A 15718-nucleotide genomic window follows, 5' to 3' on the forward strand; every position below is an offset into this window, starting at 1 on the left:
CAAGTCGCTTTCTATTGGCTCTATTATTAACGAATACCGCCTTAATTTTAAGCTTACCGCTTCGCCTTATAAAACTCATGATACAGCTTCATGAGCGCCCTTTTCTCAATCCGCGACACATAGCTCCGCGAGATCCCCAGCTCCTTCGCAATCTCCCGTTGCGTCCGCTCTTCCCCGCCGGTGTCCAGGCCGAAGCGGCCAACCACCACTTCCTTCTCCCGGTCATCCAAGATGTCCAGATTGCGATAAATCTTGCTCTTCTCGATCTTCAGATCGACTTCCTTCACAATATCGTCTGCGTCGGAACCGAGAATATCGATGAGGGTGATCTCATTGCCTTCCTTATCCGTCCCGATCGGATCATGGAGGGATACGTCCTTTTTGGTCTTTTTAAGCGATCTCAAATGCATGAGGATTTCGTTCTCTATACAACGGGCAGCAAAAGTAGCCAGCTTCGTACCTTTGTTAGGGCGGTAGCTCTCAATGGCCTTGATCAGCCCGATGGTGCCGATGGAGATGAGATCCTCCATGTCTTCCCCTGTGTTGTCGAATTTTTTTACTATGTGGGCGACTAGGCGCAAGTTGTGTTCAATTAACAAGTTACGGGCCTTGGCATCTCCCTCGGCCATCATCCCTAAGTATTTGCTTTCATCCTGCTCCGAGAGAGGCTGGGGAAAAGCATTATTCCTTACGTAGGATACCAGCAGTGTCAGTTCTTTGATCAGCAGCGCTATCGTGCTTATTATTCCTGGCAACTTGGCGACACCTCCCGTACATGTACAATGAAACCGATCAGTAGTGAAAGCAACGGGTTCATGGTCTTTTTATTGTATGTGGGTAGATGCCCAGAAGTGCATGTACGTTGAAATAGGTACGTGCTGTAAAGGGCTCCAGATCTCAAGCCATATGATTTGTTGTACTCTTTTGTAGACCAAGCTGAGTCCGGGCTGTAAAATCCCCCCTCTTCGGCTTGGTGCAGCGGTATTAGCACTTCCATAGATCCCTGCTCAAGTTATTGCTTCGGGTCATAGATCGATGTTTATATGATAATCCCATAATAGTTTACATAGTTAATTCTTTAAATTAATCCTATCAGCAAAGATCATCTTTATAATTAACTTCACATAAGCAAGCCTTACATACAAACAATGCTGTACTGGAGTATACAATGAATCTTTTAGCTAAGAGGAGAGAAGAACATGTTCAAGAAGAATATTCACCGAAGGTTGTCATTCATATCGAAAAGAGCAACGATGTTCCTGCTGCTCATCACTGTTATCATAAGTACCCTTCAACCCGCAGGCATCATTGCCGCTGACGCCCCCCTCCCCCATTCGATCGTTATCGAAGATTTTGAGAATAACCTAAGTGATAATGTGCTGGTTCAAAAAAGAAATTTCTCAGGTGCCATGAGCCTGGAAGCGGATCCCCGGCATGTCCGTTCAGGGAATAATTCTGTACGATTGGATTATGACTACATAGGTGTTAAGGAAAACCCTTCCTATGTGTATGTTGGACCTAAAGCTCCTTATCCCATTACCGGACTTCCCCAAAAAATTGGGATGTGGGTGTACGGGAACAACGATGGACATCTTATTTTCAGCAAGTTCAGAGATGGCAACGGAAAGTCCTTTGAGGTTGAATATCTGGACGAGAATGTTGGCGTGAACTGGAAGGGCTGGAAATACATCGAGGGAAATATCCCGCAGGACAAAGTTGGACCGATCCAGCTGGAAATATACATGCGGATTGAGCAATCCATTTTCGACAAGAAAAATAAAGATACCGTATGGGTAGACGATCTACGCTTGGTCTATGAGCAGGACCCTGCTGAAGATATGGGCGTCCCGGTACTCGGCATGGTGTCCCCGGCGAATGAAGCTGTTATTGATACGCGTTCACCACATATTCAGCTTACGGCTACCGATTCTCAATCGGGCATTGACCCCGGCTCTGTTACCTTAAATCTGGATGGACATCCTGTGAAGAGCGAGTATGAAGCGGCTACAGGCATGATCTCCTATCAGCCTTCCTCTCCATTGGCAGGGGGTTATCACACCGTTCAGTCAGCTGTATATGACAGATCCGGCAATCCCGCCGAGCTTGTGAGCTCCTTTTTCATTCCAGACGGCATTCAATATCATCTGGACGCCCCCTCGGAAGTCATCAGCAACAAAACGTTCCAATTGAAGCTCCAGATCAACAATGCGGCTGACTTATCGGATGCCTATGCCCAGCTTAAATACGATCCGCAGACCCTGGAAATCACCTCTGCTGAACCTAAAGTACAAGCATCACTCGTTACGCAGAATGAGACTGACCCTGTAAAAGGCCAATACCAGCTGTCGCTTGCCGGACTTAGCAAACCATCGTTACCGGCTGACGGTACCGTTGCGCTATTGAATATAGCTGTAAAGCCTAGTGCCAAAATGGAGCGCGGCGAGATATTCAAATCGATCGAGATGAGCGACGGCAGTTTTCGAATGACCGCAGGGGAGGCTGTCTATGCACTGGCTGCACCCCACAAGTATACGATCGGGTTCCCTTATATCCTCACTGTAAAAGGGAGCTCACTCCATACGAAAAGTACGCTTCGTGTCACGGATGATGCAGGCGTGCCGGTCGAAGGGGTCTCGATTATCGCGTCCGATCCGCTTCTTCCCCAGTATTTTGCGGAAGTGACATCTGTACCGTCTGATGTCTATGCGGATGCTGACCCGGGATCGGCCAAGCTCGCTTCCGCCACTCCGGGTGAACAATTCTTCTCGACTGGAGTGACCCGTGGAGATTATACCGCCATCCGGCTACCGGACGGCAAAGCAACGGGCTGGATTTCAAGTGCAGCGGTTCAAGTGAAGCTCCTGAAGGATGGATGGGGCCTAACCAATGCGAAGGGTGAAGTCCAGACGTCTCTGACTACCTTGGCCTTAACGAACCTTAGTCTCCAGGCAGTGAATGGGGATAAAGTCAGCAAGGTGTTCTCACTTTCTGTTGTGCCACAGCTGGGATCAGAGGAGCCGGAATATGTGCGGACCTATGTTACTGAGGATTTGAAGACCACCCAAAGCATCGTCTGGAGAACCGCCCCGCGAGTGGAGACCGGTGTCATTCAATATGTAAAAGCCAGTGACTTCACAGGTTTTGATCAGGCGAATGTCAAGGAGCAGGCTGCTGTACCGCAGCTGCTGTTAGCTCCTGACCGTGTGGGAGAAACGTTGTTCCACAAAGGGATGCTGCAGAGCCTGTCACCGGGTACAAAATACATTTACCGCGTGGGAACTCCGGGGTTGTGGAGTGCTCAGCATACCTTTACGACAGAGTCAGCAAACCCGGAAGCCTTTTCCTTCTTATTTGTAACTGATTCTCACACCAATACTGAAGAAGCCTATCATATTCATCAGAATCTGATGAGCAGTGCCTTTACCCATTACCCGGATACACGGTTTGTCATGCACGGAGGGGATATTGTCGATGATGGCGGGATTATGAACGAATGGGAACAGGATATGAAGGCTTCGCAGCTATACAGCGGCAGTATTCCTTCTGCCTACACCATGGGGAATCATGATGTGAAGAATGGCGGAAAGGACGTATTTATTAACGCTTTGGGTCAGCCGGGTAACGGAATGGACGGGCAACAGCATTTGAATTATTCGTACGATTATGAGGATACACATTTTGTAGTGCTGAATTCGGAAGCCGATGAAATAGACATGCAGAAGCAAGCAGAATGGCTGCGGAAGAACATAAATGCCAGCTCCGCGAAATGGAAGGTTGCTATGTTCCACCGGCCTGCCTATCATACGGAGGATGGTCGCGGACCAGAACTGGTCACCAAATATCTGGCTCCTGTCCTTGAGGAGCTTGGGGTAGACCTGGTGCTGGTGGGCCACGATCATGCACTCGCTTGGACCTATCCTATGAAGAATGCCCAGCCCAAGAAGGATGGCAGTCCAGGCACCGTGTATTTGTCTGGCGGTTCCTCCGGCTGGAAGTTCTACGATGCAGTCAAGTTTGATTACCTCGAGTATCTATATGATGATAATTTCCCGGTCTACTCTGCCATCTCAATCGACAAAGACCGGATTTTGATTGAAGCAAGAACGACCGATGGCCAAAAGCTGCAAAGCTTGACTATTGAAAAGGCAAAAACCGTTGACCCTAATCCCGAACCGGAACCGGAGCCAAGCACAACACCAAGCCCGAACCCAACTCCGGCTCCAAGCACAGACCCAAGTCCGGTACCAAGCACGAACCCTAGCCCAACTCCTGGTACAGGGACAGGGCCGAACCCTGGCACGGTGCCAAGTGCAGTTCCTACAGCAACACCTGTAGTTGTTCCTTCAGATAAACCTGCACCGGTTAAGACGCCACCATCTGCTGTTTTTGCTGAGGGAGTAAGCGCTCAAGCCCTAAAAGAGACACTGAAGAGCATCATTGCTGCGAAAGACGGGGACATTCCCGTACCAGCCCTTAAGGATATAGCTGACCTGTGGAGCACCCGGACGATCACAGCTTTCCTTAAGTTGAACATCATCAGAGGGTATGACGATGGCTCTTTCAAACCGAACCAAACCATCACCAGAGGGGAATTTGCCACAATCCTTACCAAAGCCTTTGGTTTGGTGAAGTCGGATACCTCCCTTCCATTAAGTGACGTTAATACCCATTGGGCCCAAGAGGCCATTGCCGTGTTAGCCTCCAATGGTGTCATTGCCGGTTACCCGGATGGAACCTTTAGGCCCGACCGGGAAATCAGCCGTTCCGAGATCGTTACCATCCTGTCCAAGATTGTGAACTTCAATAGCATCACACCGGTAAAAGGGGGCATCGCCTTCAGTGATACGGCAGGTGCATGGAACAAGGAGCAGATTGCCAAAGCTGCCGAAATCGGTCTGATTAGTGGTAGAGGCAACGGCAAATTTGCCCCGGCTCAATCATCGACCAGAGCAGAGGCCTTGACCATTATCATGAATGCCCTGTGCCTGGATCCGGAAATCAAAGCATTGATGGATCAGATCTCGAAATAAATCTGCGTAGAACCTGTATACATGATCAAAAGACCTTTGTCTCCCGAAATCTGGAGATAAAGGTCTTTATTTATTCAGACTTCGGTTACGGTCCATCTACAAATCCGCTATTCATCCGACTCTATTTCCCGGGGACGGAGAGTACTCCACTGTGACGGGTGACAGGCTCGCTTCATCCTTTACTTTTTCCTGTTGAATATTAATGGGTGACTGTGGTTACCTGTACTGCATGTGGTGAAAAGTTTGTCTAACTCCGCCCAATGTTCCGGTGATGTATCTCCCTCGTAGGACCAATGTGCCTGATGAGCGCTAACCGGGGTCGACGGCTCCTGTTTGCTTGCTGCTTCGCTATTCTGCGTGTTATCACCGCACTCATGCAGATTCTTCTTTCTAATCTTTTGTGGAAATCTATTATATTTCAACCTTGGCCTGGCGGCGCGCCTCATAGGCTTCCGAATACAATGCATATACAGGTCTCATGTACAGCTTGCCGATCACAAAATAAAGAATAGCCAGCACGGCAAGAAATCCATAGACTACGCCCCGTTCCTGCCCGTGCACAAAATACAAGATGTCGAAATTATCCGTCATGTTGAGATTGAACGTTACCTTTAGTGAATCCATCAGCATCATGCCGAACAGCCAGTAAAAACCCGTACAGAGCAGGATATGCACTGCCGTTCCCCACACACGAAAAGAAAAAGAGAGCTTCAGGAATCCCGTGCTGCACAGATAGCTGACGATACTTAATGCAAAGACCAGCAGCAGCAGGACCGGACTCTTTTGAGGGTGGAGCGAGTAGACAAGGACACTGGTAAGAATCAAAAAGATCAGGACATCAGCTGTAATTTTTTTCACAAATCCTCTCACACCGTTTACGCGAAGACGGCCATTAGCGGGCATCCACACGAACTCCAAAATATAAATAACAAGCATCAAGCCGCCGAACCAGGCCAATACACTGGAAACCGGCAATACGTCCAAATATCCCACGGTTATAATCACCCCAAATTTTTCCTTCATTATAACATGTGTGGATTATTATATGCAGTATTATCCAATTCATATAGCATCGAACCAGACTAGACAAACATAATATCCACAAAAAAAAGAAGAGTACCCGCTCCTTCCTACAGAGCCAGTGCCTCTTCCGTAATCTGTCTGATATCAATTGAAGATATCGTTTCTTCGTTTACCATGTCCGGCAGAATCTCCGCCAGAAAGTATTCGACACATTTCAAATCGATGTTCTTGATCTTGATCAGGGCATTGCGGTACATCACCACAAATTCCTTCTCCGTGTTCCCTCTTTGCAGTTCGGCAAAAGCCTCATACACCTGGTCCATCTTGTCGGCCACCTCCAGAATCAGCCCTTCGAGCGACTCATCCTTGCCTTCACGCAATTGGTGGTAGAAGATGCTTTTGAACTCCTCCGGAATATGCTCCTTAATGAAATTATCGATCATCCCCTCCTCCACCTGCTGGATTAAGGACCGCAGTTGCAGCGATGAGTGTTTCACCGGGGTTTTGATATCGCCAATAAAAATCTCACCGTAATCATGGCTGCTCGTAATTTCATATAGCTTCTTCCAGTCAATAACTGCACCATTTTTCTCCTCGATGTCGGCCAGTGTTTTGGCGTACTGCACGACCTTCCAGGAATGTGCCGCTACGCTGTGCTCCTCGAATTTGAATTTGCCGGGGCAGCGGATAATACGTTCCAGTTCGTTCAGCGAGCGGAAATATTTATGAATTCCCATGCCAGTCCTCCCTTGTCTTGATGTTGATATGATCCGGTATTGTCTAGCTAGTATAAGCATTCAATGTTAATTCCAAATAAACAAGCTGACAGGTTATGTTAAAAAACGGGATAACTCTGGCCCTATCCTCTCACAGGACACCCCTTCCCCGCCTTACTGCCGATACCATCCCCGACTAAGGTCGAGACTAAAGAACAGTCTTCAGGCTGTTTTGCAGCATCATCAATAGCTATACAATAAACACATAGACAACGGCTAAGACGAACTGCTAACCCGGTTCAACCCATAGGAGAGGAAGAGATTATATTATGAAAAAATTGTATCGTTCCGAAAGAGACAAGAAGATTAGCGGCATCTGCGGAGGTTTGGCCCGTTCCCTGAACATTGACAGTACCATCATCCGGCTGTTCGTTGTCGCCACTGCCCTATTCAGCTTCGGCACTGTAGCGTTCCTGTACATTCTGGCCAGCATCGTGGTACCTAAAGAGAACTATAACAGCTACCCTGAAGGTTATGAGTATTACTAATTCAGAGCCGCCACACCAGCGCCAACATATATGAAAATAAAAGGAGAAATGAACATGAGTATTTTTCAAAGAATTACAACCCTGACCAAAGCAGCCATCCACGAAGGACTGAATAAATTGGAGGACCCGGTACTTTTGACCGGACAGTATTTGCGGGATCTGGAGGAAAAAATAGCCGGTGCCGAAACCAGACAGCGTGAGTTCAAAGCCGCAGCAAATGTTCTGGAGCGCCGCATTTACGAAAACCAGGTATTGGCCGATCGAAGCGAGGCGGAAGCCGTGCAAGCCATGAGCGAAGGGAATGAGCCTGCCGCCAGAGCAGCGGTCATGGCAAAACTGCGCTACGCCGAAAGTATTCAGGAATGCAACGCAGGACTGGAAGAAACCCGCGAAGCCCTCGTAGTTCTGGAGAGCACTCTGCTGAATGCCAAGGAAGAGCATAAACGGCTAAAGGCCAAAAGAGCTGAGCTGGCTGCCCGTGCCCGTAAAGCGGCCGAGCTGAAGCGTTCCGCCGAAAGCACCAGTTATACTGCCCACGCAGGTAACCCTGGACAGATCCTGAATCCCGGCGCTGCCACCCGCGGCTTCGACCGCATGGAGGACAAAATCAGCGAATGGGAAGCATCTGCCGAAAGCTCCGGGCATTATTCCGCAGGCATCGCTGAATCCCCGCTGAACAGCGCCGTTGAAGCCGAGCTGGAACGCCTCCGTAGCCGCAAGGCCGGTGAGAGTAAATAATTCGGGCTTGTTCTAACGGCCCTATGACTGAGACAGCTCTATTCATTCTTATAATCACAAAAAGTAGGCAAAGCAGCGATTCTCCCGTGATAGGAGGATCGCTGCTTTGCATGTTGGGACACCCCATGTAAGACTTGCATTCCTCCTGCTCTGCAGTCACACCTGCCGCGCAGGTTCCGAAGCTTTCGCATAGCGGTTCGCCGGAACAGGAAGACCCAGATTTCCCCGCAGGGTGTCACTTTCATATTCGGTACGAAACAATCCTCGTTCCTGAAGAATCGGAACCACATGATCCACGAATTCTTCCAGCCCGCTTGGAACTGCAGCAGCGATCATAAATCCATCCGCCGCTCCGCCTTCGAACCAGGCTTGAATCTGATCGGCAACCTGCGCCGGCGTACCGATGAAGCTGCTGCGCGGAGTTGCAGCCTGCAGAGCGACCTCCCGCAGGGTCAGGCCTTTTTCCCTTGCATTTTTCTTGATTTTATCCGTGCCGCTCTGGAAGCTGTTCCTTCCCAAATCTCCAAGCTCCGGAAAAGGCTCATCCAGCGGATATTGCGAGAAATCATGATGCTCGAAGAATCTCCCCAGATAGTTCAGCGCGTTCTCAATCGTTACCAGTCCGGCAACCTCCTGATATTTGCGCTCCGCGTCCTCCGGCGTCTCGCCAAGAATGGGGCCAATCCCTGGGAAAATCAGCACCTCATCCGGCTCTCGGCCAAAAGAAGCTACCCGCTCCTTCACATCCCGGTAGAATTCCTGCGCTTCCTCTAGCGTGTCATGCCCCGTAAAGACAGCGTCTGCTTCTTTCGAGGCGTAATTTTTACCAACCTCCGAAGACCCTGCCTGAAAAATAACCGGCTGCCCTTGTTTGGAGCGGGCGATGTTCAGCGGCCCCTTAACGGAGAAGAATTCTCCTTCATGGTCCAGTGTATGCATTTTTTTCGGATCAAAAAAGACTCCGGTCTCCTTATTGCGGACAAATGCATCATCCTCCCACGAATCCCACAAGCCCCGCGCCACCTCCAAATATTCGGCGGCAATCCGGTAACGCTTGCCATGATCCGGATGCTCCTTTTTGCCATAGTTCAAGGCGGAGCCTTCCAGTGGAGAAGTCACCACATTCCACCCTGCGCGTCCGCCGCTGATCACATCCAGCGATCCGAACTGCCGGGCTACGGTAAATGGCTCACTATAGGAGGTGGACAATGTGCCAACCAGGCCGATTCTGCTGCTGACTCCCGCAAGTGCGCTAAGAATCGTCAACGGTTCAAAACGGTTCAGGAAATGCGGAATGGATTTCTCATTAATATATAATCCGTCCGCTATGAAGATTAGATCCAGCTTGCCTTCCTCAGCCTTCTGTACCCACTGCTTATACAGCTCAAAGTTTACACTGGCATCCGGCTTGGCATCCTGATGGCGCCACATAGAGGTGCTTCCCCCAACCCCGTGCAGCAGCGCACCCAGCTTTAATTGTTTTGGTTTCGTCATGTTCATTCCTCCTAAAAGTTTTGTGGAGCCAACTTCCAGCTTAATGGAACACGGCAGCTCCCTGCTTGATCCGTTCAATCTGAGCAAGATGAGTCTGCACATGGGCTGTAAAGCTGCGGACAATATCCGTAACGCTGACAACCTCGCCTTTAAAATTAATCCCGCTTTTCTCCCACTCCCCGGCGCTTAGCCGGTTGAACAGCAGGCCATTGTAGTGAAGCAGACTGCGGAACAGCTCCAGACTGTCAGCGGCATGGCCTGAATTGGAGTGCTGCCCGCTAACCCAAGCGTCCTGATGAAATGCCGGGAGCTGTACCTCAGTGCCGGCCAGAATGTCACGGATGCGGAAGGAAACGACAATGCTGTGATCGGCCAAATGTGCCAGCACCTCGGTGACACTCCAACTGGCCGGTGCGGCTTTCCACTTTAGCTGTTCCTCCGTCAGATCTTCTAGTGCTTGTGCCAACTGGTCATACGTATTCAGATAATCCCGGATTTGCTCACTGCTCATTCAATCCCCTCCAAAGGAAGTCCAGACTGCGGCTGGACCGGTGATGAATCAAAGCGGGACAAGGAAAATGGCTTGATATTCACTGTTGAAGATCCGCCCGTCGCCAGGTCCGCCAATATTTCTCCTACAATGCTGGAAAATTTAAAGCCATGCCCTGAGAATCCCCCGGCCAGCAGCACATTGTCATGAGCCGGATGACGGTCGATGATGAAATCCTCATCGGGTGTATGCTCATATTTGCAGACTGCCCCTTTAAGCAGCCGTCCGGCTGCGCCGGGCATATAAGTCTCCAGCACCTGCCGGAGATCCTTTTCATCACTTTCCTCACTGCCAAAAGGCGCAAGCGTCTCTCCCGGCTTCCACTCCCAGCCTGTATCATGGCGGCCAATTTTCAGCCCGGCCCCGCCAATGCCGGGAAAGCCGTAATAACTGCCTTCCCTGGTACCCAGCGTAAAGCCCGGAAAGTTCCCGGCATCAAAGTCCGGAGTGCTCTGAAACCAGCCGACCACCTTGCGGATCGCATGGATCGGCAAGGCAGCAAATGCCGACAAGGACCCAAACCAGGCTCCGGCGCTGAGAATAGCCGCTGCTCCATAATAATCACCACTGCGGGTGTGCACGGTGACGCTATCTTCACGTGCCGTCACATTCAGCACAGGTGTATTTGTCAGCAGTTGCGCTTCATGAACCAGTGCCAGCTTCCGGTAAGCAGCGATACATTTCTCGCTGTAGAGATAACCAGCATCCGGCTCGAACATCGCTTCGAAATGTTCAGGAAGATTCAGAGCGGGCCAGCGGCGGCATATTTCATCAGCATCCATCTGCTCTACCCGCACCTTTCGCTTCTCCGCTTCCGCAAGCCGGCCAGCGAAGGAATATACATTGCTGTCTGCCAGATTCAATACTCCTGAGGGTACAAGCAGCGCTGTGCCACTCTCTTCCTCAGCTTCTTTCCACAGCACATGTGCCCGCAAAGCCATGTCAATATAAGTCGGATCACCACTGTATGCATGTCTGATCAGCCGGGTCTCCCCGTGATGGCTTCCCTCTGTATGTGGCGGATCAAAAGCATCGATCAGCAGCGTTTTCACGCCCCGTCTGGCCAGATGATATCCTGCACTCATGCCCATCGAGCCGGCACCAACGACAATCACGTCATAACTGCGGGAATTGGCTACGATGCTCACCCTCTTCCACAGAGAATCGTTCTAGTACCCTAACAGCTAGATCTGCAAAGAATGCGGCTCCCACTGGCAGTGCCGATTCATCCAGATCAAAGGAGGGATGATGCCACTCCCGGCTTCCGGAAGTACCCACGAAGACGAACAATCCGGGAACCACACGCTGATAAAAAGCAAAATCCTCCCCCGCCGGCGAAGGCTGAGGCTTCACACGGTGAAAGCCGAGCGCATCGGCTGTTTCTTCTCCGAGCCTGGCCAGCCCGGGATCGTTATTCACTGGCGGAGGACCGCCTAGCCACCGCACCGTCGCTTCCGCCCCTAAAGCAGCGGCCACTCCGGCCGCCACCTGCTCAAACCGTTCAAGCACCCTGCTCCGCACAGCTTCATCAAAAGTGCGAATCGTTCCCTCCAGCACCGCTGTCTCAGGAATAATGTTCCATGAATTGCCGCTGTGTACTTTCGTAACACTGACCACCGCACTTTGCAGCGCGCTGACATTGCGGCTGACAATACTCTGGAGCGCAGTAATGATATGCGAAGCAGCTACGATAGGGTCGGTCCCTGCCTCCGGCACCGCCGCGTGTGATCCGGCTCCCCGTATCTCCACCACAAAACCATCTGCTGCAGCCATTAACGGACCACCGGTAATTCCAATCGTTCCTACTGGTAAGTCCGGCTTATTATGCATGCCGATGACTGCACGGATGTTTTCCAACGCTCCGCTGTCTATGATCTGCTGTGCGCCTTTCGCCTTTTCCTCAGCCGGCTGAAACAGAAACCGTACCGTCCCTTTTAGCTGACTTTCCTGCCGCTTCAAGTGTTGGACCGCTCCAATCAGTGCTGCCGTATGAAAGTCATGACCACAGGCATGCATTTTGCCGGGATACAGCGAAGCATAGGACAGACCGGTTTCTTCCTGAATCGGTAACGCATCAATGTCGGCACGCAGAGCAATCACCGGTCCCCCCTGCTGTCCGCCCACTTCTGCGATAACTCCTGTTTTCAGCCCGTAGTCCGTGATGGTCGCTCCGGCCTGTTCCAGCAGCGCTGCGATATATGCTGTCGTATGATACTCTTCATTCGAAAGCTCCGGGTGCCGGTGCAAATGCCGGCGGATTCCAATCAATGTCTCCTTAAACGCCTCCGGACTGAACTCCACCGTTTGATTCGTCATACCGGACTCCCTCCTCAAAGTGTTGTAAGGACCTCAGCAAATGCTTCCCTTAACAATTCAAAGGAACGGACCCGTTTGTCAAAAGGCTGCACATTGGTTGTGACAATAAACTCTTCGACACCGGAAGCCTTAGCTAACGCCAGCAGCTGCTCGCGGACGGATTCCTTTGTGCCTTTGGTAATCTCCGGCTCCCGCTCTTCCAGCGTATAAGCTTCCTCGCTCTGCCGAGTGAATTCCTCGGCCTGCTCGCGGGTTGCAACCGTCAGCGTCTTGCCGCTGGCCAGATGAATCCGGATCAGCTTGTGCGCTCCAGCCAGCTCCCGGGCCTCCTCTTCCGATTCTGCGACCAGTACGGCAAGTGCAAGTATCGCTTGCGGTTCCTTACCTTGCGAGATGTCAAATCGGCTCTGGTAGACACGAATGGCTTCCACAGCCACTGCCTGATCCCCGCCTATGAACAAAGAGAACACATATGGCAGCCCCAGCTCAGCGGCGATTTCGGCACTCGCTACACTGGCACCTAACACATAAAGCTCAGGCGGAGTACCTGGAATCGGACCCGCCTTCAACCCAAACAGCGGATGATCCGCCTCCAGCCGGTTATGCACATATTTCTCAAGCTCAATAATTTTGTCCGTCAAGGAAGCCGCTTCTTCTCCCCCCTGCCGCAGTGCTTGCGTGCTTCGGGGTAAACCTCCGGGTGCGCGCCCGACCCCCAGATCCACCCGGCCCGGAGCAAGCGTTGCCAGCACGTTGAAATTCTCCGCTACCTTATATGGACTATAGTGCTGTAGCATGATGCCGCCAGAGCCGATTCGGATGCGCTCTGTCTTGGCCAGCAGATACGAGATCAGCACCTCCGGGGAGGAACCCGCCACCTGTTCGGAGTCATGATGCTCCGAAACCCAGAATCGGCGGAAGCCTAGACGCTCGGATAACTGCGCCAGCTTGACCGTATGCTGAAAGGCTTCTTCCGGCGTTTCACCGGGATAAATTGGACTTTGATCCAGTACGCTTATTGTAATAGCCATAGGGTTGCCTCCTAAATGGAATAGTTCAGCTCCGGCGTGATCCGCTTCAGGAACTGCTTGGTTCGTTCTTCCCGTGGATGGTTGAACACCTCCGCAGGTGTCCCCTCTTCGACAATAACTCCTCCATCCATAAACACCACGTGATTCGCCACATCACGGGCAAAGCCCATTTCATGCGTTACCACAATCATCGTGATGCCTTCCTTGGCAATTTTACGGATGACGGCCAGTACCTCGCCTACCAGCTCCGGGTCCAGTGCAGACGTAGGCTCGTCGAACAGAATCACTTCCGGCTCCAGCGCCAGCGCACGGGCGATGCCGACCCGCTGCTGCTGGCCCCCGGAGAGCTGGCTCGGATACGCATCCAGTTTGGCAGCGAGACCGACCTTTTCCAGCAGCGCTATGCTTCGGTTACGCGCTTCCTCCTTCGGAAGCTTTTTTACAACCAACAGCCCTTCCATCACATTCTCAAGCGCCGTTTTATGCCGGAACAGATTGTACTGCTGGAACACCATCGCTGTTTTTTGCCGCAGCTGATGAATCTCCTTTTTGCGGGCATGCTTGCAGTTCAACCGGAAATCACCAATCGAGATCTCTCCGTCGCCGGGCTTTTCCAGATAATTCACACAACGCAGCAGGGTGGTTTTGCCTGAGCCACTGGGTCCTAGAATAACGACCACCTCACCTTTGGTAACGGTTAGATCAATATTGTTCAGCACCTGATGGCGGCCGAAGGACTTGGATAGATGCTCAATCTTAATCATACGACTCCCCCCCGATTGTATAGGTTGATCCGTTTCTCGATCAGGGCAGTGGCCCGTTCAATCAGGAGCGTAAGCCCCCAGAAGATAAGCGCAGCCGCCAGATAGGCCTCAAAAAACTTCCAGTTCGTCGAAGCCACAATCTGGGCCTTGGCGTTGATGTCCACGACCGATACGGTAAAAGCAAGGGTTGATCCGTGCAGCATTCCAATGACGGAATTGGACAGATTCGGCAGACTAGCCGCCAGCGCCTGGGGGAAGACAATCCGCCGCAGCGCCTGGGGTGTGGTCATGCCCACAGAGTAGGCAGCTTCGATCTGGCCGCGGTCGACAGTAAGCAGACCGGAGCGTACCACCTCAGACATATAAGCTCCTGCCGTTATCGAAAAAGAAATATAGGCAAAACCGATCATTGGGATCGATACCGACCGGAAGGCCCAGTCAAAATGGAGAGCCAGCCCGTCAATCATCACTGGCAGCCCGAAATAGATCAGCAGCAGATGGGTAAGCATCGGAGTCCCGCGGATAAAAGTGACATACCCTACCGCCAGGGGATACAAAAGTGGGACTTTGTAAATCCGGATTAGAGCCACGGCCACCCCGATCACGAACCCGGCCACAACAGAGACCAATGTAATGTACAGCGTGGTAGGGATTGCACTCAGCATTTGTACGAACGCCGTCCATATAAACGAAGGGTCCAGCTTCACAATCCGCCACCTCCTTTACCCGGTCCCAGCTCTGCAATGATCCGCCGGTAAGAACCGTTTTTTTGCAGTCTGAACATTCTTTTAGCGGGACTGCTCCGTTCCTCATGACGCAAGAGGCGCCGCTCCGCCACCAGCAGCAGCTTCTCAATCGTAAAGCTGATCACCAGATAGATAAGGGCGAGCGCAATATAGGTCTCAATAAAATGCTGGCTGATGCTGCCGAGAGTCTGTGCCTTTCCCGTCATCTCCATCACCCCTAGGGTAAAAGCAAGTGAGGTATCTTTCAGCAGCGCGATGACCAGATTGGAGAATACAGGAATGGCAATTCCTAATGCCTGAGGCAGCACAATTCGTGAGAAAGCCTGAAAGGATGTCATTCCTGTCGCATATGCCGCTTCTACCTGCCCTCTGTCCACAGCCGTTACAGAAGCGCGGATCATCTCGGACATGAAGGCCCCAGTATGCAGCCCGTAGGTCAGAATCACAAAGAACAGTACAGGCGTCCGCGTCACATTTACAGAAACAAGCTTCAAAATTTCCGGCAGGCCGTAATAGAACAAGAACAGCTGGATTAAAATCGGGGTCCCCCGGAAAAATGAGATATAGATCTCCGCGCAGGTCTTCAGGACCGGCACCTTGTACAGGCGGGGGAGGGCAATAAGGAATCCGACAAGGACACCCGCCACAAGCGAGCAGGCGACAATCAAAAGCGTGGTACCCAGCGTAGTCAACAGCTTGGGCAAAAATGAGAATACATAGCTGATATCAAACGATGCACCCATGCAGCACCCCCTTCCGCCG

At 51.5% G+C, this 15718-nt stretch carries 14 protein-coding genes; 3 read left to right on the plus strand and 11 right to left on the minus strand.

Annotation, left to right across the window (positions count from 1 at the left end; translation table 11 throughout):
- Window positions 1-53 precede the first annotated feature (53 nt).
- On the minus strand, window positions 54-755 hold the full coding sequence (sigK, locus tag A3848_RS15260; RefSeq protein WP_054939435.1) for an RNA polymerase sporulation sigma factor SigK: 702 nt from the start codon (window positions 753-755) through the stop codon (window positions 54-56).
- 444 nt (window positions 756-1199) lie between these two features.
- On the opposite strand from sigK, the gene A3848_RS15265 reads away from it, so the two are divergent.
- Window positions 1200-5030: an S-layer homology domain-containing protein gene (locus A3848_RS15265; protein ID WP_074085788.1), complete on the plus strand. Its 3831-nt coding sequence runs from the start codon at window positions 1200-1202 to the stop codon at window positions 5028-5030.
- A gap of 411 nt (window positions 5031-5441) precedes the next feature.
- Here the strand turns inward: A3848_RS15265 and A3848_RS15270 are convergent, their stop codons facing one another.
- Window positions 5442-6053: a hypothetical protein gene (locus A3848_RS15270; protein WP_178382010.1), complete on the minus strand. Its 612-nt coding sequence runs from the start codon at window positions 6051-6053 to the stop codon at window positions 5442-5444.
- A gap of 107 nt (window positions 6054-6160) precedes the next feature.
- On the minus strand, window positions 6161-6790 hold the full coding sequence (locus A3848_RS15275; RefSeq protein WP_074085790.1) for a YfbR-like 5'-deoxynucleotidase: 630 nt from the start codon (window positions 6788-6790) through the stop codon (window positions 6161-6163).
- Between the two features lie 308 nt (window positions 6791-7098).
- Between A3848_RS15275 and A3848_RS15280 the strand changes: the two genes are divergently transcribed.
- A complete protein-coding gene (locus A3848_RS15280) occupies window positions 7099-7317 on the plus strand; it encodes a PspC domain-containing protein (RefSeq protein WP_074085791.1) in 219 nt (72 codons plus the stop codon).
- Between the two features lie 54 nt (window positions 7318-7371).
- On the plus strand, window positions 7372-8055 hold the full coding sequence (locus A3848_RS15285; protein ID WP_074085792.1) for a PspA/IM30 family protein: 684 nt from the start codon (window positions 7372-7374) through the stop codon (window positions 8053-8055).
- A gap of 156 nt (window positions 8056-8211) precedes the next feature.
- On the opposite strand, the gene A3848_RS15290 is transcribed toward A3848_RS15285, so the two are convergent.
- From A3848_RS15290 to A3848_RS15325, 8 genes are read right to left on the minus strand one after another with little or no spacing between them, the layout of a single operon-like run.
- Window positions 8212-9549: an LLM class flavin-dependent oxidoreductase gene (locus A3848_RS15290; protein WP_074085793.1), complete on the minus strand. Its 1338-nt coding sequence runs from the start codon at window positions 9547-9549 to the stop codon at window positions 8212-8214.
- Between the two features lie 40 nt (window positions 9550-9589).
- A complete protein-coding gene (locus tag A3848_RS15295) occupies window positions 9590-10060 on the minus strand; it encodes a DinB family protein (protein ID WP_074085794.1) in 471 nt (156 codons plus the stop codon).
- Entirely contained in the window at window positions 10057-11247 is a 1191-nt protein-coding gene (gene solA, locus A3848_RS15300; protein WP_256702390.1) for an N-methyl-L-tryptophan oxidase, read from the minus strand. The genes A3848_RS15295 and solA overlap by 4 nt, the downstream gene beginning before the upstream one ends.
- Window positions 11216-12415 carry an amidohydrolase gene (locus A3848_RS15305; RefSeq protein ID WP_074085795.1) on the minus strand — a complete coding sequence of 400 codons (1200 nt, stop codon included), beginning with the start codon at window positions 12413-12415 and terminating at the stop codon, window positions 11216-11218. Before A3848_RS15305 ends, solA begins: the two co-directional genes overlap by 32 nt.
- Window positions 12416-12429: 14 nt before the next feature.
- Window positions 12430-13446, minus strand: a complete 1017-nt coding sequence (locus A3848_RS15310; protein WP_074085796.1) for an LLM class flavin-dependent oxidoreductase — start codon at window positions 13444-13446, stop codon at window positions 12430-12432.
- A gap of 11 nt (window positions 13447-13457) precedes the next feature.
- Entirely contained in the window at window positions 13458-14210 is a 753-nt protein-coding gene (locus tag A3848_RS15315) for an amino acid ABC transporter ATP-binding protein (RefSeq protein ID WP_074085797.1), read from the minus strand.
- Window positions 14207-14917, minus strand: a complete 711-nt coding sequence (locus A3848_RS15320) for an amino acid ABC transporter permease (RefSeq protein WP_074085798.1) — start codon at window positions 14915-14917, stop codon at window positions 14207-14209. The genes A3848_RS15315 and A3848_RS15320 overlap by 4 nt, the downstream gene beginning before the upstream one ends.
- The gene (locus A3848_RS15325; protein WP_074085799.1) at window positions 14914-15699 is read right to left on the minus strand and encodes an amino acid ABC transporter permease; all 786 of its coding nucleotides are present in this window, start codon (window positions 15697-15699) and stop codon (window positions 14914-14916) included. The genes A3848_RS15320 and A3848_RS15325 overlap by 4 nt, the downstream gene beginning before the upstream one ends.
- Window positions 15700-15718 lie beyond the last annotated feature (19 nt).

This window comes from Paenibacillus sp. P32E (assembly GCF_001909085.1).
Lineage (GTDB): Bacteria > Bacillota > Bacilli > Paenibacillales > Paenibacillaceae > Paenibacillus_AQ > Paenibacillus_AQ helianthi.